The organism is Kitasatospora sp. NPDC001603 (assembly GCF_040298365.1).
GTDB lineage: Bacteria > Actinomycetota > Actinomycetes > Streptomycetales > Streptomycetaceae > Kitasatospora.
In genome coordinates this window covers 43405-65607 of record NZ_JBEPAA010000031.1, presented here as the reverse complement: position 1 = coordinate 65607, position 22203 = coordinate 43405, and the positions used below count along the sequence as shown (strand labels likewise).

At 72.1% G+C, this 22203-nt stretch carries 18 protein-coding genes; all 18 read right to left on the bottom strand.

Going from position 1 to position 22203, the window contains the following annotated elements:
• Positions 1-182: 182 nt before the first annotated feature.
• Positions 183-368 carry a hypothetical protein gene (locus ABT263_RS20530; protein WP_352291914.1) on the bottom strand — a complete coding sequence of 62 codons (186 nt, stop codon included), beginning with the start codon at positions 366-368 and terminating at the stop codon, positions 183-185.
• A gap of 546 nt (positions 369-914) precedes the next feature.
• Positions 915-2825 carry an amidohydrolase gene (locus tag ABT263_RS20525; protein ID WP_352291912.1) on the bottom strand — a complete coding sequence of 637 codons (1911 nt, stop codon included), beginning with the start codon at positions 2823-2825 and terminating at the stop codon, positions 915-917.
• Positions 2826-2898: 73 nt separating this feature from the next.
• Positions 2899-3732, bottom strand: a complete 834-nt coding sequence (locus ABT263_RS20520; protein WP_352291910.1) for an alpha/beta fold hydrolase — start codon at positions 3730-3732, stop codon at positions 2899-2901.
• Positions 3733-4037: 305 nt separating this feature from the next.
• Positions 4038-4466, bottom strand: coding sequence for an SsgA family sporulation/cell division regulator (locus tag ABT263_RS20515; protein WP_352291908.1), 429 nt, complete (start codon positions 4464-4466; stop codon positions 4038-4040).
• Between the two features lie 152 nt (positions 4467-4618).
• Complete coding sequence (locus ABT263_RS20510; protein WP_352291906.1) at positions 4619-5332, bottom strand: alpha/beta fold hydrolase; 714 nt, start codon at positions 5330-5332, stop codon at positions 4619-4621.
• Between the two features lie 19 nt (positions 5333-5351).
• Positions 5352-6224 carry a helix-turn-helix transcriptional regulator gene (locus ABT263_RS20505; protein WP_352291950.1) on the bottom strand — a complete coding sequence of 291 codons (873 nt, stop codon included), beginning with the start codon at positions 6222-6224 and terminating at the stop codon, positions 5352-5354.
• A gap of 89 nt (positions 6225-6313) precedes the next feature.
• Entirely contained in the window at positions 6314-7165 is an 852-nt protein-coding gene (locus ABT263_RS20500) for an alpha/beta fold hydrolase (protein WP_352291904.1), read from the bottom strand.
• Positions 7166-7369: 204 nt separating this feature from the next.
• Positions 7370-8617, bottom strand: a complete 1248-nt coding sequence (locus ABT263_RS20495; RefSeq protein ID WP_352291902.1) for a PucR family transcriptional regulator — start codon at positions 8615-8617, stop codon at positions 7370-7372.
• Between the two features lie 138 nt (positions 8618-8755).
• Complete coding sequence (locus ABT263_RS20490; RefSeq protein ID WP_352291900.1) at positions 8756-11584, bottom strand: helix-turn-helix transcriptional regulator; 2829 nt, start codon at positions 11582-11584, stop codon at positions 8756-8758.
• A 115-nt stretch (positions 11585-11699) separates the two neighbouring features.
• On the bottom strand, positions 11700-12314 hold the full coding sequence (locus ABT263_RS20485; protein WP_352291898.1) for an FMN reductase: 615 nt from the start codon (positions 12312-12314) through the stop codon (positions 11700-11702).
• Entirely contained in the window at positions 12311-13408 is a 1098-nt protein-coding gene (locus ABT263_RS20480; RefSeq protein WP_352291896.1) for an LLM class flavin-dependent oxidoreductase, read from the bottom strand. The genes ABT263_RS20485 and ABT263_RS20480 overlap by 4 nt, the downstream gene beginning before the upstream one ends.
• Positions 13409-13578: 170 nt before the next feature.
• Complete coding sequence (locus tag ABT263_RS20475; RefSeq protein ID WP_352291894.1) at positions 13579-14415, bottom strand: alpha/beta fold hydrolase; 837 nt, start codon at positions 14413-14415, stop codon at positions 13579-13581.
• A gap of 65 nt (positions 14416-14480) precedes the next feature.
• Complete coding sequence (locus ABT263_RS20470) at positions 14481-17294, bottom strand: ATP-binding protein (protein WP_352291892.1); 2814 nt, start codon at positions 17292-17294, stop codon at positions 14481-14483.
• On the bottom strand, positions 17291-18205 hold the full coding sequence (locus ABT263_RS20465; protein WP_352291890.1) for a carbohydrate ABC transporter permease: 915 nt from the start codon (positions 18203-18205) through the stop codon (positions 17291-17293). The genes ABT263_RS20470 and ABT263_RS20465 overlap by 4 nt, the downstream gene beginning before the upstream one ends.
• Entirely contained in the window at positions 18202-19167 is a 966-nt protein-coding gene (locus tag ABT263_RS20460; RefSeq protein ID WP_352291889.1) for a carbohydrate ABC transporter permease, read from the bottom strand. The genes ABT263_RS20465 and ABT263_RS20460 overlap by 4 nt, the downstream gene beginning before the upstream one ends.
• Positions 19167-20495 (bottom strand): ABC transporter substrate-binding protein, encoded by a 1329-nt coding sequence (locus ABT263_RS20455; protein ID WP_352291887.1) that lies wholly within the window; start codon positions 20493-20495, stop codon positions 19167-19169. The genes ABT263_RS20460 and ABT263_RS20455 overlap by 1 nt, the downstream gene beginning before the upstream one ends.
• A 168-nt stretch (positions 20496-20663) precedes the next feature.
• Positions 20664-21389: an alpha/beta fold hydrolase gene (locus tag ABT263_RS20450; RefSeq protein ID WP_352291885.1), complete on the bottom strand. Its 726-nt coding sequence runs from the start codon at positions 21387-21389 to the stop codon at positions 20664-20666.
• 61 nt (positions 21390-21450) lie between these two features.
• Positions 21451-22194, bottom strand: coding sequence for an acetate uptake transporter family protein (locus ABT263_RS20445; protein ID WP_502885830.1), 744 nt, complete (start codon positions 22192-22194; stop codon positions 21451-21453).
• Positions 22195-22203: the final 9 nt, after the last annotated feature.

Sequence of the window (22203 nt, the reverse complement as noted above, 5' to 3'; positions counted from 1 at the left end):
CGGCGCTGAAGTGGGCCCGGATTCGCAGGAAATGGGCATGCCGGACAGAACCTGCGGCGTCATCTGTCGCGCCGGGCTGCACGTTTATCGGGTGTCAGCTGTGGGTCGGGAATTCCGGGTGCTTGTCGGCCCCGGAGGCCGGAGCGGCTCGGAACGCTGAGCCGACCTCAGGAGTGCGTGGGTCAGGCCGCGTGGCTGAACAGCGGGTTCGGCGAGCCGACGTCGAGGTCGGTAGTGTCCCGGCCGCCTTGGGTGCGGGCCTCGACGAGGTGGAGCCTTGCTTCGATGGTGTTCACGGTGGCTCTGGCGACGTCCCAGGTCAGGTGGCCCGGTACGTGACCGCCTGCGGGTCTGGAGCTGGGGGCCATGGTGGGGTATCAGGGGGGGTACTATTTCTGGATACTCACGTTCGTGATATGGGGACTGGCTCCTCCGGGAGCGTTCGGCATGGCCGTCGGACGTCTCCTGCCGTCGATGCGGCTACGTAGTGTCACTGAATGTCGGGCCAGGTGTGTCGGGCCAGGTGTGTCGGCCGTGGGTGTCCTGTGGGCGCCGGCCGGCCCGGGTGCAGGCGGAAGTCCGGGGAATCCGTGGGCGGGTGGTGCGGCAGGCGGTCAGATCAGTCGGTCGCGGTGGGTGGCCGCGGCTTCGCGGACGAGCCGGGCGAAGTGGCTGCGGCTGGGGTCGTGCGGCTGTCCGGCGTGCTCGGCGTCGAGGAGGTCGCGGGCGGCCCTTGGCGGTCATGGATCCGCGCGGCGGGTACGGAGACGGGGCGGGGGAGGCGAGGGACGTCGCAAGGCGGCCCTTCCGCGGCTCGCGCCGGGCAGCGCCGTGCGCCGCCCGAGCGGCAAGGCCTGGCGGCGCACGGCGTTGAAACTGTCGGGCCCGGAAGCGGGTGGTTCGGAACGGGCGGCTCAGAGGAAGCAGGGGTCGTCGAGCGCGGCGCCGCCGGCCTGTCCGGGCACCCACTGGCCGCGGGCCGCGCGCCAGGCGCGCTGCTCGTCGGAGTCGGCCGCCGCCTCGGCCAGCCGCTCGGCCTGCCGGACACCGGACAGGCTCGGCGCCGGGGTGGCCTGGTAGCCGCCGAAGCGGGCCACCGGGCTCCACAGCGGGACCACGGCCGGCAACTCCGGGGCGAGGCCCTCGTGTTCCTGGGCGCCGTACACGATGCGGCCGCCGACCACGGTGAGTACCGACTCGATGTGCGGGATGTCCGCCTCGGGGACGGTGAGGTAGTCCGCGCTGAGCACCGTGAGGTCGGCGTAACTTCCCACCCGGAGAAGGCCCTTGACGTCCTCCTCGCCGGTGAGTCGGGCGCCGCCGAGGGTGTACAGCTCCAGCGCCTCCTCGCGGCTCAGCCGGCCCTCGGCCGGGCGGAGCGTACGTCCGCTGACGGCCCGTCCGGAGACCAGCCAGTGCAGGGCCACCCACGGGTTGTAGGAGGAGACCCGGGTGGCGTCGGTGCCGGCGGCCACCGTCAGGCCGCGCTCCAGCATCGCCCGCACCGGCGGGGCGTCGGCGGCCGCGGCCGCGCCGTAGCGTCGGACGAACGCCTCGCCCTGGAAGGACATCCGGTTCTGCACCGAGACGGCGCCGCCGAGCGCCGCGATCCGGTCCAGGCTCGCGGTGGAGACCGTCTCGGCGTGATCGAAGAGCCAGCGGTTCCCACCGGGGAACAGGCCCTCGGCGGCCAGCCGCTCGAAGACCGCCAGATCGCGGCGGATCGTCTCGTCGTAGCTCGCGTGCAGCCGGAAGCCCCAGTCGTGCTCCATCAGCAGGCGCACCGCCTGCTCGAACCCAGCCTCGTACGGGCCGAGCTCGGGGCGCGGTTCGGAGAAGTTCTCGAAGTCGGCGGCCGCCCAGGTGAGGTTCTCCCCGGCCCCGTTGAGCCGCAGCCATTCGTCCCCGTCGCCGGGGCGGACGGTCTCCACCCAGCGCCGCAGGTCGTCCAGCTCCTGCCCGGCGGTCTGCGGGAAGAGGTGGTAGGCGATCCGGAGTGTCAGCTGGCCGTTCTTCGCCAGCTCCGTGACGGTGCCGTAGTTCTCCGGGAAGCTCTGGAAGCCGCCCGCCGCGTCGATGGCGGAGGTGAGCCCGAAGCGGTTGAGCTCGCGCAGGAAGTGCCGGGTGGAGGTCGCCTTGTCGGCCTCGTCCAGGGTCGGTGCCTTGGCCAGGGTGGAGTACAGCAGCAGGGCGCCCGGGGCGGCCAGCAGCATGCCGGTCGGCTCACCGTCGTGCGCGCGCACGATCTGCCCGCCGACCGGGTCGGGGGTGTCCCGGGTGAAGCTCGCGGCCCGCAGTGCCGCCCGGTTGAGCAGCGCCGACTGGTACAGGTGCAGCACGAACACCGGGGTGTCGGGGGCGGCGGCGTTGAGTTCGGCGAGGTTGGGAAGCCGGCGCTCGGCGAACTGGTCGGCGGACCAGCCGCCCACCACCCGCACCCACTGGCCCGGCGGGGTGCGTTCGGCCTGGGCGCGCAGCATGGCCAGTGCCTGGCGCAGCGTCGGCACGCCGTCCCAGCGAAGCTCCATCACGTAGTTGAGGCCGCCCCGGATGACGTGCAGGTGCGAGTCGTTGAGGCCGGGGACGGCTCGCCGGCCGAGGGCGTCGACCACGCGGGTGCGCGGGCCGACCTGCGGCAGGACGTCGGCATCGTCGCCGATGGCGGTGATCAGTCCGGCGCGGATCGCGACCGCGCTCGCCCGGGGGCGCAGGGGGTCGCCGGTGTAGACCTTGGCGTTGCGCACGACCAGGTCGGCGGTGTGGTCGGGGGAGGCGTCGGGGGCCGAGGGGCCGGGACGGATCCCGGCGACGGGCATGCTCGACATGCGATCTCGCTTTCGGGGAGCAGGAAGAGGGGAGCGGAGGAAAAGGCGGAGGAGGGCGCGGGGGAGCGGTCGATCACTCGCCGATGAAAGCGAGCACCTCCTTGTTGACCTCGGTGGCGTGCGTCCAGATGAGACCGTGCGGGGCGCCTTCGAGCACCACCAGGCGGGCGCCCGCGATGGCCTTCGAGAGCGGGACGGCGGTCGAGCGCAGCGGCAGGGTGCGGTCGGCGTCGCCGTGGATGATCAGGACGGGGACGTCGATCCTCGGCAGGTCCGCGCGGAAGTCGGTGAGCCAGGTCGGGACGCAGTCCACGGTCGCCTTCGCGGAGGCCGAAACACCGATGTTCCAGCTGTACTGGACGACCTGGTCGCTCACCCGGTCGCCGCCGAGCACGTCCACGTTGTAGAAGTCGGCGAGGAATCCGGCGATGAAGGCGGGGCGGTCGGCGCGGATGGCGCCTTGGATCTCCTCGAAGACGATGCCGTCGACACCGTCCGGGTTGTCCTCGGTCTTCAGCAGGAACGGAGGCACCACGCCGAGCACCACGGCCCTGGAGATGCGCTCCGAGCCGTAGGTACCGAGGTAGCGGGTGACTTCGCCGCTGCCCATGGAGAAGCCGACGAGCACCACGTCGCGCAGGTCGAGGTGGGTGAGTACGGCGTCGAGGTCGGCCGCGAAGGTGTCGTAGTCGTAGCCGAAGGACGGCTTGTCGGAGGCGCCGAAGCCGCGGCGGTCGTAGGTGATCACGCGATGGCCGGCGGCCAGCAGCGCGGCCTCCTGCTTCTCCCAGGACGCGCCGTTGAGCGGCCAGCCGTGGATGAGCACGATGGGCCGACCGGTGCCGTGGTCCTCGTAGTACAGGTTGATGACGCTGGAGTTCTCCTCGTCGACGGGGAGGAAAGGCATGGGTGCACTCCGTGCAGGTGTGGTCCTGCCGACATCGGAAGGCCGGCACGGTGCGGACGCGGTACGGACGAATCTAGGGAGCCGGGGGGAGGCGGCTTTCCTCTGCACGCACCGGCTCTGGCTCGTCCGGGCAGTTCCGGATCAGACGCCGGCCTGTCGTTCTCCCGGCCGGACCGGGCGGGGCGGTGCGGACCGGGCGGGGCTGTGCCAGTACGGGGCGGGGAGCAGCCGGGGCGTGGCGGGGCAGCGGCTGTGCGAACGCGGATGGTCAGCGTTTCGGCGCGGGCCCGGGCGGTCCTTGACGCCTAGGAATCCGCATTCCTGATACCGCTGGCAAGGATCTCCGCCAGAACCCCGTCGAGCTCGGCCTGCGCCTTGTCCTCCCAGCGCTCCTCGGCGCACTGCGTCCTGGCCACCACGTCGCGCACATGGGCCGAGGCCATCCTGACGACGCACCAGGACTGCCCCGAGATGAGCTCGACGTCCGTCTCGTCCTCGCCGTGGGGCCGGACGCGTACGTCTCCCTCGCCCGTCGGCAGGATGAGCCCGGTGGCGAGCAGATCCCGGCCGAATACCCAGGTCGCGGCCGGTGGATCGTCCTCGGCTGCGAAAAGGTCCATTCGGACTGCCAGTGCGTCGTCCGGTGAATGCCTCATGCGCAAGGTCATGTCATGCCATTCGCACGCTGCTGTCATCAGTCTCGCGCTGATCGTCTTTTCGAGGGGGAGCTGCATTGCGGTTCCTTTCGCCTTCATTGAAATTACCGGTGTTCCGGATGTCGTCGAGCCGTTCCACGCACGCGTTCTTGACCTCTGGTGCACGCGATTCGAAAAGCAACGTGGCGCGGACGAACCGGGATTCGTGCGCGCCACTCGGTGCGTTTCGGTCAGCTCGTCGCCCGCACGGCGTCCCGGATCAGATCGGCGACCTGCTTGGGCTCCGACAGGGCGACGGCGTGGGAGGCGTCCGGGAGCTCGACGACGACGGACCCGGCCCGCTCGGCGCCGAAGCGCTGGACCTCCGGGTTGATCGCGCGGTCGGCTCCGGCCACCAGGGCCCAGGACGGTTTCAGCTGCCAGGCGGCGGCGGATGCCGTCTCGGTGAAGGCCGCAGTGGCGACCGGGCGTTGGGCCGCTGCCAGGACCCCGGCGACCTCCTCCGTCACGTCCGCGGCGAAGACGGCGGGGAAGGCCGCCTCGTCGATGGTGACCTCGACCGCGGAATCGCCGTCGACGAGCGGGTAGGTCCACCTCTTCAGATTGCCCGTGAGTGAGGAGTCGGGGAAGCGTCTCTCGAGATCGCCGAGGCACTCGCCCTCGTGGAGCACGTACGCGGCTATGTAGACGAGTCCGACGACGTTCTCCGCGGCGCCGGCCACGGTGATCAGCGCACCGCCGTAGGAGTGGCCGACGAGAAGGACGGGGCCGGCGATCTGGGAGACGACGGACGTGACGTAGGCGGCGTCGGAGGCGAGGCCGCGCAGGGGGTTCGGCGGTGCGATCACCGGGATGCCGCGGCTGCGCAGTTCCGAGATGACGCCTATCCAGGCCGCTGCGTCGCCGAAGCCGCCGTGTACGAGGACGACGGTGGGGGTGGTCATGGCGGTTCTCTTCTCGGTGTCAGGCCGCGTGCGGGGCGCCGGCGACGGCCGAGGTCGCCAAGGACTGCCATTCGCTCGGGGTCATGCCGTACGCGCCCCGGAAGGTGCGGCTGAAGTGCGAGGGGCTGCTGAAGCCCCAGCGGTGGGCCACCGCCGCCACGGTGAACCGGCGGTTGGACCGGCTCAGCTCGACCCTGCAGGACTCCAGCCGGCGTCGCCGCACCCACTGGCTCACCGTGGTGCCCTCGTGCTGGAAGAGCTTGTGCAGGTACCGGACGGAGATGTGGTGGGCGCGTGCGATCGACTCCGGCGAGAGGTCCGGGTCCATGAGGTGCTCCTCGATGTAGCACCGGATCCGGGACAGCATCTCGCTGCCGATCGTCGGTGCCTCGGCCTCCTCGCCCTCCGCCCCGGTCCCGAGGAGTTCCATGAGCAGGACGGACAGGAGGTGGACGGCCGTACGGGCGAGCCGGTCCCCGGGCCTGGACCGGCGGAAGTCGGCCTTGTCGGCGAGCGCGGACAGGAAGTCCGACACCAGCGCCCCCAGCCCGTCGCCGCCGGGCACGGGAACACCCACCACCTGGTCCAGCTCCGACTTCGTGACTCCCAGATAGCCGCGGGGCACCCGGAAGAAGATCATGCGGCAGTCGTCGCCGAACTGCAGGAGGTGGCGCCTCGCCGGGTCGCAGAAGACCAGGTCGTGCGGCTCCAGCGCCGTTCTGACTCCTTCGCGGACGCTGGTCGCCGACCCCCGGACGTGCATCCCGAGATAGAGGAAGTTGCCGTCCCCCTCGCTCGGTATGCCGGAACGAATCTCGACGAGCCATTCGGAGGAGGAAACCGGCCGGAGAGCGGCTGGTCGGTGTTCCTCCCTTTCCGGCGCGCGTGACATCACTGACTGGGTCATGAGACCTCCAGGCCTACGGTTCTTCGCGGTGGAGCAGCCGTTCGCGCGGCCGCCGGAACGGACACGGAGGCGGTCTACGCTCTCAGGTCCGGTTCCTCGGCGAGGAACTTCTCCACCACCGCGTTGAAGGCCGCCGGGTTCTCGAGGAACGGGAAATGCGAATTCGCCGCCTCGGAGGTGAACACATGGATTCGGGCGCCGGGAATCTGGCGGGCGATGAAGCGCTGCGACTCGGGGTTCACATGGCTTCCCTCGCAGCCGATCACCAGGGTCGGCACATCGATCCGGGGAAGCACGTCGCGCCAGTCCTGGGCGCAGTGGTCGAACAGCAGGGGGACGCCGGCGTAGGCGGGCGTCGAGGTGATCTCCTGTGCGACGAAGGCGAGGATCTCCGGGTCCGGCTCGCCCGAGAACATGCCGCGCACGAAGTCGCCGCGGACCACGTCACCTCCGGGGGCCGCGAGCGCGGCGAGCAGTTCGAGGAGCTGCGACACGTCGAAGATGGCGCCGGACTGCTGCTGCTCCTCCCCGGTCGTCCAGGGGACGGCGGCGACGGCCGCCGGCTGGTCGACGGCGACGAGGCGGCGGATGCGTCCGGTGCCGTACTGGTCGATGAAGCTCCACCAGACCGAGACGCCCATCGACCACCCCAGGGCGTCGAACCGCGCCAGCCCGAGGTGGTCGACGAGTTCGAGCACATCGCGGGAGAACCGGGCGATGCGGTAGCCGTGCTTCGGCTTGTCGGACAGCCCGTGGCCCCGGAAGTCGACGGTGATCACGCGACGGCCGGGCGACAGGTTCTCGGCCTGGTGGCGGAACATCGCCTGGGTCTGGCCCCAGCCGTGGAGCATGACCAGGGGGATGCCCTCGCCACCGGTGTCCCGGTAGGCGAGGCGTATCCCGTCGGTGGTGATCAGTTCCTTCATGACCTCTTCCTTCCCTGGCCACGGGCCTGTGGTCATGCCCGCGCCGTCTCTCACATCTTCGATCACGGCCCTTCGCCGCCACCACCGCGCGCTGTAGGAATCGGGTCGCGGATCCTTCTCGCTTTGTCGAAGCGGCGAGGCCCGGCGGGGGACCGGTGGGGGCCGCCCGGGGACCGGTGGGGGCCGGCAGGGGCCGGCGGGGGATCAGGCGGCCCGGTCGTCCCCGGTGGCGAGGAGTTCCTCGATCCTGAGCCCCAGGTGCAGCGTGAGCCGGTGACCGCCGTCGTCGAGGTCGAGGCCGGTGATCTCCTGGATCTGGCGCAGGCGGTAGTAGAGCGAGGTGCGGTGGAGCCGCAGCGCCTCGGCGGTCCTGGGGATCGATCCGGCGTGTTCGAGGAAGCAGCGCAAGGTGTCCCGGAGCCGGTCGTCGCCGTGGGCCTCGTTCAGGGTGCGCAGTGGCTCGGGGACGAGGGAGGAGTTCAGCGCGTGCTCGGGGAGCTGGAGGAGCACGGCGAACTCGCCGAGCAGGTCCCAGTCGCCGATGCTTCGCAGCGAGGGGATCCGGCGCGCGGCCCGGGCCGCGACGAGGGACTGCTCGTACGACCGCCAGGCGTGCTGCAGGCCCGGGTGACGCCCGCCGACACCGATGACCGGAGCCGCCGACGGCTCCAGGAAGGTGGCGAGTTCGTCGAGGATGCGGGCCGACTGGGCGGCGACCTCGGGCGGGGTGGGAGGCCGCTCACGCACGTGGAGCAGGACCGCCCGGTCCTGGTCGACCGCGAGGGCGCCGTGCGCCGAACGTGTGTGCCGGAAGCCCTCCAGCGCCCCCCACAGAGCCGCTTCGCGTTGCCGCACGGGCTCCGTGCCGCGGCGCAGCTTGACCAGGGTGACCAGGACGTGTTCGGCCTCCCCGAGCAGCCCGAGTTCCACGGCCCGCCGGCGCGCGGCGGTGCGGGTGACGACGTTGGTGTCGACGAGTTCCAGGACCAGGGTCTGCTCGTCGGTCTTCCGGGTGTCGGCGCCGAGCTGCTCGACGTACATCTGGGCGGCCATCAGGCCGGCGGCCCGTCCGATGGCTTCGGTCTCCTTCGGTTCGAGCGTCATCTCGGGCGCCACCACCATGAGCAGCCCCAGGAGGTGTCCGCGCTCGCGCAGCGGCACGACGTAGCGGGGCAGGAGCCCGAGGTCGTCACGGCCCTCGATGAATCCGGCCCTGGGCCACTGGGTCACTCCTTGGGCGAGCACGTAGCGGATCGTCGCGTTGTCGGCACGGCCCTGGAGCAGCGTGCCGATGCGTACCGGGTCCTCGTCGCCGAAATGGCGACTCGTGCAGACCACCCGGACCAGCGGATCATCGATCGCGACGGACCGGCCGAGCTGCTCCGCGAGTTCGTCGACGAGCGCCTGGAGTCCAGGGCTGCCAGGGCGGGCTCGCTGGAGCCTTGCGGTCATGCGCTGTTCCTCTCTCGACCAACTGTTCCCCGCGGAACGCTTCCTTTCCGCAGCTGTTGATCATTTTGAGGAGACGGCGATGTCCGCACATCGCATGAAGGGTCCATAGGTACGGCGCCGACAGGGGATGCGAAGCGATCACTCTCCGCTGTCGCGCCTCTCCACCAGTCGGGCCAGCTCCGCGCGGGAGGCGATGTCGAGCTTGGTGTAGGCGCGGCGCAGGTGCGAGCCCACCGTGTGGGGCGACACGGAGAGCTCTGCGGCCACCTGCGGGTTCGTCAGCCCCTGGGCCACGAGCCGCGCCACCCGGAGCTCGGACGCCGTCAGCTCGGGCCATTCCTTGGCCGATCCGGCCGGCGAGGGGCGTCGGCGCACTCCGGCGGCCCGCAGGCGTCGACGGACCCGCGCGACGTGCCGCTCGGCGCCTGCCTGGCCGTAGAGCACGAGCGCCTTGTCCAGGTACGGCACCGCCTCGGGCCTGCGGGTGGTCGCGAGCTTGCGTCCGACGTCCTCCAGTGCCGACGCCCGGGCGATCGGGCGTGAGCACCCCTCGTACAGCCGGGCGGCGTGCCGGAGGTGCGCCAGATCGTTGTCGAGCAGCCCGCGGGCGTGCGCGGCACTGGCGGCGAGGATCGTGAAGTCCGGGTTGCGCGCGGCTCGCCGCTCGGCCACCTCGACGGCCGGGGCGGCCCGGTCGGATGCGCCGGCGCGCAGGGCCATGCGGACGAGGGCGGGAGTGTCCATCGGGTCGACCGGGCTCACCAGGGCCGGCCGTTCCTCGGCGAGCGCCGCCAGCACCTCGTGGAGTTCCGCCAGGGCCCGGTCGGGCCGGCCGTCGAAGTCCGCCAGCTGTACCAGCATCCAGGCACTGACGCTACGGGCGAGCGGTGCGCCCGTACCCCGCACGCGCCGCGCCTGCGCCGCGCACCGCTGGGCGGCTTCGCGGTCGTCGGTGTGGATCGCCACTCGCGTCAGCGTGTACAGGAGCATGAGTTCGGCGAGGTCTCCGCCGTCGAACGCACCCCTCATGTCGGCGGCGGCTTCCGCATCGGCCCGGGCTTCCGCCAGCCGCCCGGCGTCCAGGAGCGCCCGGGCGCGGTGCATGAGCCACATGCGTGCGGCCGCCGCCCGGCCCCGGTGGCGGGTGTCGTGGACCCCGGCCTCGGCGAGCGCGAGCGCCTCCGCGGTGCGGCCGGCCACGGTCAGCAGCAGGCACTGCCACAGCGCCTCCGGAATCCAGACCGAAGGGGTGATGCCCAGTCCGGCCGCCAGGGCGGCCGCCCGGCTCGCCCGGCGGAGCGCCTCGTTCCAGTCCATCCGGTAGAAGCACAGGGCCGAGTCGACCACCATCATGGTGGCCTGGGCGATGCCGTCCCGGGCCGCATCGGTGGCCTCCCGCGCCTCGGCAGCGGTCTGCTCCGCACCCTCGGGGTCACCCGCCAGCGACAGGCCCAGGCACAACAGGGCGAGCAGCCGGGCCCGCAGTGCGGCCGGGATCCCGGGCAGCGCCGCCCCCGCGCGGGCCTGGCGGACGGCCTCGGCGAAATCGAAGTGACTGGCGAGGCGCGCCATGGCGAGGCGTATTCGCGCCTCGTCGTCGGGCCCGAGACCACCGGCGGCCAGGGCCGACGTCCCCAGGTCGTGTGCCTGGGCCGGTTGCCCCATCTGCCAGAGCAGCGGGAGCGTCTCGGCGATGACCCTCGGCCGTTGCGCCGGGTCCTCCATGGTGAGTTCCAGGGCTCTGAGGCTGAGCTCCGCCGCCGCTCCGGGCGCGGTGGCCGCGAGATCGGCCGCGGCGGCACGCAGCCGTTCGACGGCCGTCCGGTCGCCGAGCCGCCCACCCACGGGCACCGGCGCGCGCGCCGTACGCGCCGGTGGCACCTCGGCGGCATGACCCCGCAGGGTGGCGCGCAAGGTGGGAGGGAGACCGGCTTCCACGGCCTCACGGACCAGCTCGTGGCGGAACTCCAGACGGTCGTCCCTTTCGACGAGCAGACCGGAGTCGAGGGATTCCTGGACGGCGCCGATCAGCGCCGCCGGTGATCTGCCGAGCAGCTCGGCCAGCAGGTCCACGGTGACGGGGCGTCCCACCGCGGCCGCCGTCTCCACGAGTTCGCGGGCCGGGGCGGGAAGCCGGGTCAGCCGGCCCGCGACGGAGGGCAGTCGCGGCAGGGGGAGGGATCCGGCCGACAGTCGGGCCGTGCCGTTCTCGATCGTCACCAGCCCCTCGTCCCGTATCGCGTCGAGCAGGTCCTTGAGCAACTGCGGTACACCCTCGGCGCGGCGCACGACACGGAGGACGCCCGAGTCGGGAACCGCGCCCAGGGCGTCCTCGGCGATCCGGGCGACCGCCGCGTCACCGAGCGGCCCCAGGACCAAGTCGTGCGCCCCGGCCTGCCGGATCCTGTCCAGCGTCGTGCGGACCCGGGGAGGCACGCTCCCGCGGCGTACGGCGACCAGCCACAGGATCGGGTGCGGCGCGAGTGCGGCCGCGAGGGTGTGGAAGGTGAGGAGCGTCAGTTCGTCGCACCACTGGAGGTCGTCGAGGACGATGAGCAGCGGCCCGCTCCGAGCGGCCTCCCGCAGGCGGTCCCCCAGTTCCTGGAGCAGCCAGAACCGTTGGCCGGGCGTCGCGGCGAGGTCCCGCAGCCGGTCGGCGCCCGCGAGCGGTTCCTCGCCCGCGAACAGCCCGTCCAGCAACGGGCTGAGCGGCACGAACTGCTCGTCGGGGTCGGCGCCACCCCGGAACGCCCTCGTCCCGCGCCGTTCCGCGGCGGCCGAGGCCTCCACGAGCAGCCTCGACCTGCCGATTCCCGCGGGGCCTTCGACGAGGACGATCCCGCCTGCCCCCCGGGCGAGGGCGTCGAGCCGCGCCTCGACGAACGCCAGTTCCTTCTCCCTGCCGCGGACCGGGGTCCCCCCGCCCTCGACGTCCTCGGGGAAGGGCCATGTCGTCAATCGGTTCACACTCACTCCGCCGGCCGGGGCCGCACGGGACGAGAGCTGTCCACATGCGGTACGGCGGATCAGTATGCGGCACGGCTGGTCCGCCCGGGCAGGCGGCGCCTCGGAGCGACCGGCTTCAGTCGAAGCGCAGGTCGGCGAGCTGCCGTTCGAGGGCGGTGACGTCGTCCTCGGGTTCGGCCCGGGTCGGGCGGTCGGCCAGGAGCGCGGCCAGCTCGCCGCCCGCGCGGCGGATGCGGGCGGGCAGGCCGTCCGCGTACTGGTCTCCTCCGGATCCCCAGTCCGCGGACGCCGCGTAGACCGCGGTGGGGACGACGGTGGCGCGCAGGTACGCGAAGAGCGGTCGCACGGCGTGCTCCAGGACGAGGGAGTGGCGAGCCGTACCGCCGGTGGCCGCGATCAGGACCGGTGTGCCGGCGAGGGCGTCCGGGGCGATCACGTCGAAGAAGGACTTGAACAGGCCGCTGTAGGAGGCCGTGAACACGGGGGTGACGACGATCAGGCCGTCGGCTCCCGTCACCGCGTCGATCGCGGCGGCCAGGCGCGGTGCCGGAAAGCCGGTCAGGAGGTGGTTGGCGACATCGCCGGCCAGTTCGCGCAGCTCCACGACCTCGGACGACACGGCTCGGCCCTGGACGGCGAGTTCGTCGCGGACCGACTCGGCCAGCCGGTCCGCGAGCAGGCGGGTGGAGGAAGGGGTGCTCAACCCCGCGGAAACGGCGACCAGCCTCACGCGGCGCCCACCTCCCGCGCGGTCGCGGCGGCCGTGACCCGTGCCGCGTGGGTGGGGGCGTCCGGCACGTCGTCCGGACGTCCGACCGCGAACTCCCTGCGCAGCACGGGCACGACCTCCTCGCCGAGGATGTCGAGCTGCTCCAGGACGGTCTTGAGGGGCAGACCCGCGTGGTCCATCAGGAAGAGCTGGCGCTGGTAGTCGCCCACGCTGTCCCGGAAGGACAGGGTCCGTTCGACGACCTGCTGGGGAGAGCCCACGGTCAGCGGGGTCTGCTCGGTGAACTCCTCCAGCGACGGGCCGTGGCCGTAGACCGGCGCGTTGTCGAAGTAGGGACGGAACTCCCGTATCGCGTCCTGCGAGTTCTTGCGCATGAAGACCTGGCCGCCCAGCCCCACGATGGCGTCCTCCGGACGGCCGTGGCCGTGGTGGGCGTACCGGCGCCGGTACAGCTGGACCATGCGCCTGGTGTGGTCGGCGGGCCAGAAGATGTTGTTGTGGAAGAAACCGTCGCCGTAGAACGCGGCCTGTTCCGCGATCTCGGGCGACCTGATCGACCCGTGCCAGACGAACGGCGCGACGCCGTCCAGCGGCCGCGGTGTCGACGTGAAGGCCTGCAGGGGCGTGCGGAACCTGCCCTCCCAGTCCACCACGTCCTCACGCCACAACCGGCGCAGCAGCGCGTAGTTCTCCCTGGCGAGGTCGATGCCCTGGCGGATGTCCTGGCCGAACCAGGGGTACACCGGTCCGGTGTTGCCACGCCCCAGCATGAGGTCGACCCGGCCGTCGGCCAGGTGCTGGAGCGTCGCGTAGTCCTCCGCGATCTTCACCGGGTCGTTGGTGGTGATCAGGGTCGTGGCGGTGGACAGGACCAGCTTCTCGGTGCGGGCGGCGATGTGTCCGAGCAGGGTGGTCGGGGACGACGGGACGAACGGGGGGTTGTGGTGCTCCCCGGTCGCGAAGACGTCAAGGCCGACCTCCTCGGCCTTGAGGGCGATGGCGACCATCGCCTTGATGCGCTCGTGTTCCGTCGGGACGCGGCCGTCGGTGGGGTCGGGTGTCACGTCCCCGACGGTGAAGATGCCGAACTGCATGGTGCTTCTGCTCTCCTGAACCTGTCTGGATGCGGTGGTCGCGGGCCTCGTGGCCGGAGGAGTCCTGATCGTCCGGCGCCGGCGCCCGCGGCGGCCGGACCTCCGGCTGCCGCGGGCGGGGGCTCACCGCGGGTGGGGGGCTCACTGCGGGTGGGCGGCCCGGAGCGGCCTCACTTCGCCAGGAACGCGAGGAGCGCGGCGTTGACCTCCTCCGCGTGGGTCCACAGCAGGCCGTGCGGGGCGCCGTCGATCTCGACGTAGTCGGCGGACGGGAGCGCCTTGTGGAAGGGACGCGCGGTGTTCTCGGCCGGGAGGATGCGGTCGGCCGTGCCGTGCAGGATCAGGGCGGGGACATCGACGGCCGGGATGTCGGCGCGGAAGTCGGTGTACCAGGTCGACGGCGCCGCCGAGGCCGCGAAGGAACCGCCGGCGGCCGCGGTGTTCCAGCTGTTGCGGACGGCCTCCTCGCTGATGCGCGTGCCCAGGTTCTCGTCGAGGTTGTAGAAGTCGTTGAAGAAGGCGGTGTAGTAGGCGTAGCGGTCGGCCTTCACCGCGGCGACGATGCCGTCGAAGAACTCCTGCGGGGCGACACCGTCCGGGTTGTCGTCGCTCTTCAGCAGGCAGGGCTCCAGCGAGGCGAGGAAGGCGACCTTGGCGACGCGGGCGGTGCCGTACGCGGAGACGTAGCGGGCGACCTCGCCGGTGCCCATGGAGAAGCCCACGAGGACGGCGTCGTTCAGGTCGAGGGTCTCCATCACGGTGTTCAGGTCGGCCGCGAAGGTGTCGTAGTCGTAGCCGGTCGTCGGCTGGGAGGACCGGCCGAAGCCGCGGCGGTCGTAGGTGATGACGCGGTAGCCGGCGTCGAGGAGCGCGGCGCTCTGGCGCTCCCAGGAGTGGCCGTCGAGGGGGAAGCCGTGGATGAGCACGACCGGCCGGCCGGTGCCGTGGTCCTCGTAGTAGACCTCGACGGCGGTGGTGTTCTCCTGGCCCACGGTGATGTACGGCATGGCTGTGTCTTCCTCGCTTCGGTTCGGCTGGTCCGCGCGTCGTCGCGGCGCGGAATGCCGTCACGCTATGGCGGGGGAGGCGCCGCCGATTGTCGTGCGGCGCCCCGGGCCTTGCCCCCGGGCGCAGAGTGCGCGGACAGGGCCGGGCCAGCCGCCTCGACTTCGGCCTGCGCGAGTACCAGCCGGGTCAGGTGGACCCTGGAGTTCACCGAGAGCTTGCGGAAGATCGACGTCAGATGCGTGCTGACCGTGTGCGGAGACACGACCAGGGCGGCAGCGGCGGACCGGTTGGTGTGTCCTGCGGCGATGAGCCGGGCGACCTTGCGTTCCGAAGCGGTGAGCGCGCCCCACCCCTGGCTGGGACGGAGGCGGGCCGGACGCCGGCCGGAGCCCGTCACGGCCCGGTCCAGTTCCGCCCGGACCCGGTCGGCCGCGAAGCCGGCCCCCGCGTGGGCGTACGCCTCGTGGGCCCACGTCAGGGCGGGTATCGCGGCGGCGTCTCCTACGGCCGACAGCGCGCGGCCGAGGTCGGCGCGGGCCGCCGCGAGGTGCAGCGGCCGGGGCCCGTTGAGAAGGATCCGGACGGACCGTTCCAGGAGGCCGGGATCGGCGTTCACCAGTGCCGCCGTGTGCGTGGCCGTCCCCTGTGCCGTCGGCACGGCGGGGTTGTGGGAGGCGTAGTCGGCCGCCTGGGCCGCGAGGTCCACGGCCAGGGCCCGGTCTCCGGCCCGCAGGGCGATCTGCACGGCCTCGACGAACCGGGTGCGCAGGAGCCTCCAGCGGACGAAGGGGTGGTCCCGCTGGGCGGATCGCAACCGTTCGGCCGCCGCCGCGTGGTCGCCGTCGGTGTCGGCGAGGAGGGCCTCCAGGTACTGGTGGGCGGCGTGGTTCCCCGGGTTCGGCCGGCCGGCCACCGCCGCCCTGACCACCTCGACGTGTTCCTCCGCGGCCTCGCGATCGCCACGCAGCAGTGCCAGCCAGCCCCGGTGGACGCGAATGTTGACCAGGTTCGCGGGCACCTGGATGTCCGCCTCCAGCCGCTCGGTGGTGACGAGGTCGGCCTCCGCGTCGTCGAGCCGCCCGAGCCCCAGATTCAGGCTTCCCTGCGCCCACATCAGCATCGCGGGTCGCAGCGGGTCGTCGCCCGCCGTCCGCAGCAGGTGCCGGGCCGTGTCGAAGTCGTCCAGGTGGACCCGGGCGACGACCTCCTCGGGCAGGAACGCCGCGTCGAACGCGCTGAGCGCCGTGTGGTGGTCGACGGCGGACGCACACTCGCCCGCGTTGAGGGCGATCTCGCCCAGGCCCCACAGCGCGACGACGCGGGCCTCCCGGTCCTGCGCGCACTCCGCCTCGGCGAACGCCCGTTCCGCGGTCCCGCGAGCGCTGCCGAGGTCGCGGCCGCGGGACTGGGCGAGCGCGAGCCGCGCGGTCAGCCGGGCGCGGACCGCCGGGTCGGTGACGACGCCCAGGGCGGCCGTCGAGCGGCGGGACAGCTCGTGGATGTCGTCGAGGTGCCACAGCGTGTCCCCGAGGACCGACTGCAGACGGGCGAAGACGTCCAACGGGGGCTGCCGGGCCAGGAGGACGTCGCCGATCTCCCGCGCCCGGGTGTACCGGCCCGCACGGGTGAGGGCGGTGATGGCCCGTTCACCCACGTCGAACTCCGCGGGATCGTGGGGCGGCACCAGTTCCATGGCGCGCACGGACAGATCGGCGGCGAGGTCGGGCATGACGGTGAGCACGTCCGAGGCGGCGCGGCCGAGCAGCCGGATCGCCTCCCGGTCACCCGGTTCGGCGCTCTTGAGCAGGTGCGGGACCGCGTCGGCCGAGGTCCGGCCCGCCGCGACGAGCCGACTCGCCGCCTCCCGGTGCAGTGCCCGCCGCGCGGAGGGCGCGAGGTCGGCGTAGACCGCCTGCCGGAGCAGATCATGGCGGAACACGAGGCGTTCGCCGTCGTCCTCGACGAGCCCGGCGCCGATCGCCTCGTGCAGTTCGCCGATGAGGCCCGAGGCCGGCTTGCCGCACAGGGCGGCGGCGTCGGCGAGGTGGAAGGCGCGGCCCAGGACCGAGCCGATCCGCAGGAATTCGAGGGTGCCCGGTCGGAGCGCGGACAGCTTGCCGCGGACCCCGAGCACCAGCCGCTCCGGCGGCTCGGCCCCGTCCGCACCCGACGCCGCGATGCCTTCCAGCACCTCCACCGCGAGGAAGGGGTTACCGCCGGCCGTGTCGAGCAGCCCGGTGACGCGATCCGGTACCGTCCCGCCGAGTACGTCCCGCGCCACCTCGGCGAGCGCCGCACCGGACAGCGGCCGCAGCGCGAGCGTCGCCGTCCGGGTGGCGCCCCCGCGCAGGTCCGGGTTCTCCCTTCCCGCGAGCAGCCAGAGGACCGGGGAGGCCAGCAGCCGTGCCGGCATGACGTTCAGTGCGAAGCGGCTCAGCGGATCGGTCCACTGGACGTCGTCGATCGCGATCAGCGCGGGCGCGCCCGTCGAGCGCTCCTCGATCAGCCGGGCCAGCCGTTCCACCAGCCAGACCCGCTGGTCGTGGTGGCCCGCGAGGTGCGCGAAGTCCTCCGCGGCCAGCAGCGGCGGGTCGCCGTGCAGCAGGCCCGAGGCCAGCGACGCCAGCGGTGCCAGCTCGTGCAGTTCCTCGGCGCGCCCCCGGCTGACGGTGAACCCGCTGGCGCGTGCGATCGAGACGGTCTCCTCCAGCAGGGCGGTCTTCCCGATCCCCGGCTCGCCGAGGAGCAGGGCCATCCCACTGCCGTCGCCGTCGCGCACCGCCTCGACCATGGCGCGCAGCTGTTCCAGCTCGGCTTCCCGGCCGCGCAGACCCGGCCGGCTCAGCCGGGCGCCCGTGCTCGTCTCCTCCGGTGTCATCCCTTGACGGACCCCGCGAGCAGACCCCGGGCGACGTGCCGCCGGAGGAGGAGGAACACGAGCAGCGGGACGAACGCCGACACGAACGCCCCCGCGGTGAGCCGCTGCCACTCGTTGCCGCGCGTCCCGGCCATGGCCGCCAGTGCGACCGTCACCGGAGCGGTCCCGGCGGTCCCGCCCGACAGCGTCATCGCCACCAGCAGGTCGTTCCACACCCAGATGAACTGGACGACCGCGAACGTCACCAGGACCGGGCGGGCCAGCGGCAGGACGATCCGGAGCAGCAGCGTCGCGTGCGACGCGCCGTCGACCCGGGCCGCTTCGATCAGGTCGCGGGGCAGTCCGGCCAGGAAGTTGTGGAGGAGGAACACCGCGACCGGCAACGCGAACACCGTGTGGGCGAACCACACCTGGCTGAACCGAGCCGCTCCGGTGGCGTTCCAGGCGGGCAGGAACAGCCATCCACGGGAGAAGAGCCGCAGCAACGGGACGAGCACCATCTGGAGGGGCACGATCTGGAGCGCGAAAATGCCGACGACGAGCGCGTCGCGCCCCCTGAAGTCGATCCACGCCAGGGCGTACGCGGCGAGGAACGCCAGGACGAGCGGGAACAGCACCGAGGGCAGCGTGATGACGATCGAGTTGACGAGGTGGTCGGCGAGCCGGCCCGACGCGTTCCCGGTGCCGAACAGCACCTCGCGGTAGTTGGCGAGCGTGAGGTGGGGCGAGCCGAACACGGTCCACCAGCCGGTCGTCTTGATCGCGGCCTCGGGACGGAACGAGGAGAGGAACAGACCGAGCGTCGGCACGGTCCACAGGATCGCGATCACCACGGCGGCCAGCGAGAACACGCGGGAGGACAGCCGCTCCCGGACACCGCGCACGCCACGCTCCCCGCTCACGCCGTTCACGCCGCGCTCCGCTGCGCACGGACCTTGTAGGCCACGACCGGGGTGACGAGGAGGAAGAGCAGCACCGCGAGGGCCGCGCCGTGGCCGGTCCGGCCGTAGCGGAAGGACTGGTCGTACATCTCGTGGGCGATGACACCGGTGTCGAACTGCCCGGCGGTCATGGTCTTGACGATGTCGAACGCCTTGAAGGTGCCGATCACCTCGGTGAGGACGACGACCAGCAGCGTGGGTCTGATCGACGGCACGGTGATGTGCCGGAAGATCTGCCGCGGTGACGCGCCGTCCAGCCGGGCCGCCTCGACGATCTCGCCGGGAACCGCCGTGATCGCGCCCGCCAGCAGGAAGGCCGCGAAGCCCGCCTGGCTCCACACCATCGCCACGATGAGGAACAGGATGTTCCAGGGGGAGTCCACGAGCCACTGTCTCGGCTCGCCGCCGAACGCCACGACGAGTTCGTTCAGCAGCCCGATCTGCTCCGCGCCGGCCGGCCGGTAGGCGTAGACGAACTTCCAGACCAGGCCGGCGCCGACGAACGAGATCGCCATCGGCAGCAGGACGAGGGACAGGGCGAGCGCCCGGAACCGCGCCCGTACGACGGCCGCGGCGTAGAGGAGACCGATCCCCGTCACCAGCGGGGGCACGAGCACCACCCACGCCAGGGTGTTGCGGAGCGCGATCAGCGCCTCGGGGTCGGTGAACATCCACACGTAGTTGTCGACGCCGACCCAGGTGTCCCCTTCGTCGCCCATGAACGACAGGCCCAGGGTGTGCAGGCCGGGCAGCAGGAGGCCGACGGTGAGCAGCAGCAGGGCGGGGGCCAGCAGCAGGAAGGCCGCGCCCCGCCGCCGTACCGGCCCCCGGTGCAGCGCCAGGAGGATCAGGCCGACCACGGCCGAGAACGCGGCGACGCCCTGGAGAAGGTGGGCCAGCTTGGGTTGCTGAGCGACGACGTCGAACGGCATCAGTGGCTCGGCCAGGACCGTTCGACGGCCGCCGCCACCGATTCGGTGTCCTTGCCGCCGATCCAGTCGACGGCCCCCTTCCAGAACGTGCCCGCGCCGACTGCCGCGGGCATCTGGTCGGAACCGTCGAACCTGAACTGTGTCCGGGGATCCTGGAGCAGCTGGATCGAGAGCTTGTCGATCGGGCCGGCGGCGTCGGCCGGATCCACTCCCTTGTTCGCGGAGACGAAGGGGCCCTTCTTCATCCGCGCGTCGGCGAAGTCGGCGCTCGCCAGGTATTCCCGGAAGGCCCGCACCTCGGGGCGGTCGGAGAATGCCGCGGCGAACGTCCCTCCGCCCAGGACGGGCTTGCTGGTGGTGTCCGCCCCCGGAAGGAGGAAGGCGAACACGTCCCCGTCCGGTCCGATCCGGGTGCCCTTCGGCCAGTGCTCGGCGTAGAACGACGCCTGGCGGTGCATCGCGCAGTCGCCGGAGAGGATCGGCGTGCCGCCGTCCTGGTAGGAGATCGAGGCCATCGAGCGGGCCGGTCCGTAGCCGCCGTTGGCATAGCGGTCGTTCTTGAGGACGGACCCCACCGTGTCCATGGCCCGGATCACTCGCGGGTCGTTGAACGGGATCCGGTGGGAGACCCACTGGTCGTAGACGTCCGGCCCCTGCTGGCGGAGCAGGACGTCCTCGATCCAGTCCGTCACGGGCCAACCGGTGGCCTCGCCGGATTCGAGGCCCGCACACCACGGTTTGACCCCCGATGCGGCGACCTTCTCCGTCAGGTCCATCAGTTCGGCCCAGGTGCGGGGGACGGTCAGCCCCCTGTCGCGGAAGAGCTTCGGCGAGTACCAGACGAAGGACTTCACGTTCGCGACCAGCGGAGTGCCGTAGAGGGTGCCGTTCACGGTCGCGTAGCTGTTCCAGTCCGCCGACCAGCCCTGTTCGGCCAGGGAGACGAGCTCCGCGCTCGCGGGTTCGAGCTTTCCCCCGCGCGCGAAACGTTCCAGGAGCCCGGGCTGGGCGAAGAACGCCACGTCGGGAGCGTGGCCGCCCTCGACCCGCACCTGGATCTGGGCCTCGAACTCCCCGTTCCCCTCGTACTGGACGTCGATCCCCGTGCAGGCGGCGAAGCCGGCCCAGGTCTCTTCGAACAGGTCTGCTTCCCGGTCCCGGCTGGGCGCGTAGACGGTGACGTGGGTTCCAGGGTGGCTGCCGTACCGCGCGTACGGCCCGCAGTCCCCGGCCTCGCCGGACGAGGAAGCGCTGGGAGGGGCGACACATGCGGCGGCCGTGACGACGATGGCGATAACGGCGAGCGCGAGCCTCGCGCCGAACCTCATGGCTGTGCTTCCTCCGTTCGCCCGCCGAGTGTTCCCGGGGGCGGACCGAAGCTATCAGCGTTCGAACATAATCAACCAATCGTTCGAGGTCAGAGGCTCGTGCGCCCGTGCCGAGCCCCCACCGGGGGTGGGCTCGGCACGGGCACGGGCACCGGCGGCACGGGCGGGTCAGCGGGTGACGGACCGGGCCGCGTCCTGGATCAGTGCGGCCACGGCCTCGGGCCGGGCGAGCATGACCAGGTGCGAGGATTCGACCTCGACGGTGGTCATGCCGGCCCGCTCGTAGCCGTAGCGCTCCACGTCGGGGTTGATGGTCCGGTCGGAGGTGGCGACCAGGCCCCACGACGGCTTGCTCTTCCAGGCCGCGACCGGGGCTGCCTCCGAGAAGGCCCGCGCGGCCAGGGGGCGCTGGGAGACGGCGAGCACCGCGGCGAGTCCGGGGTCGACGTCGGCGGCGAAGAGGGCGGGGAACCGCTCGACATCCACCGAGACGTCGGTGCCGGCCTCGGTGGATCCGGCCACGGGGAACGGCGTGAAGACGAGCGCGTCGGCGAGGCCGGAGTCGGGGAAACGCCCCTGCAGCTCGCCCAGGCTCTCGCCCTCCTCCAGCGCGTAGCCCGCCAGGTAGACGAGTGCCTGGACGTTCTCCTCCACGCCGGCCAGGGTGATGACGGCGCCGCCGTAGGAGTGGCCGACCAGGACGACGGGGCCGTCGACGGCACGGATCACCGAGGCGATGTACGCGGCGTCTTCCACCAGGCCGCGGTTGGGCACCGCGGGAGCCACTGCCTTCAGGCCCGCGGCGGTCAGCTCCGGGATGACGCGGGCGTAGCTGGAGGCGTCGGCGAAGGCGCCGTGGACCAGCACGACGGTGGGTTCGGCGGATCGGGACATGGGGGAGCTCCTGTTCGGTCGTGGTGACGGTGCGGTTGCGGTGTTCATGGGCGCGGGACGGTCAGAGCGTTCGTCGCACGCCGGCCTGGCGTTCCAGGTTGCGGAGCTGCACCGCGAGGCCGCCCTCGACAGCGTTGCGGGCCGGCCCGCTGCGGCCGATGGGCAGGACCTCCTCACTGCGCATGTCCTCCAGCATCAGGGCGAAGGCCGTGTACATCGCGACGATCGCCACCAGGAGGCCGAGGGCACCCGACGTGCGGGTGAGCCACTCGGCGCCGGTGAGACCTGACAGACCGGTGGTCGCCCAGCGGGGCAGGGAGACCAGCACGACGAGCCACAGCGCGCGCTTGGGCCGTGTCACGGCGGTCATCAGCGCCCCGAAGACCAGGAGCGCGAGGTTGAAGACGCCCAGCACGCGCAGACCGTCGGCCGAGCCGCTGAACATGACGAGCGCGTAGGCCAGCCAACTGCCGGCGAAGACGCCCATCAGCGTCGCCGCGATCACGTCCCGGGCGCCGAACGCCAGGATGCTCACCAGGAACTGCAGCGCGAAGGCCGGCAGCACGCACAGGGCGACGGCGCCGCGGGCCTCCGTGTCGAAGAGCCCGAGCTGCATGCACCCCGTCATCACGGAGGCGATCGCCACCGTGAAGAAGCCCAGCGGCATGGGGGAGGCGATGGGGCGGAGGTTGATCCGGGTCATCGACCGGAGGTCGGGTTCGAAGCGGCGTTCCGGGGGACCGTCCGGCCGGCTGCCCTGTACGTCGTCGGCGCCGCCGGTGGTGGAGGGGGAGGTTGTACTCATGCTGTGGAT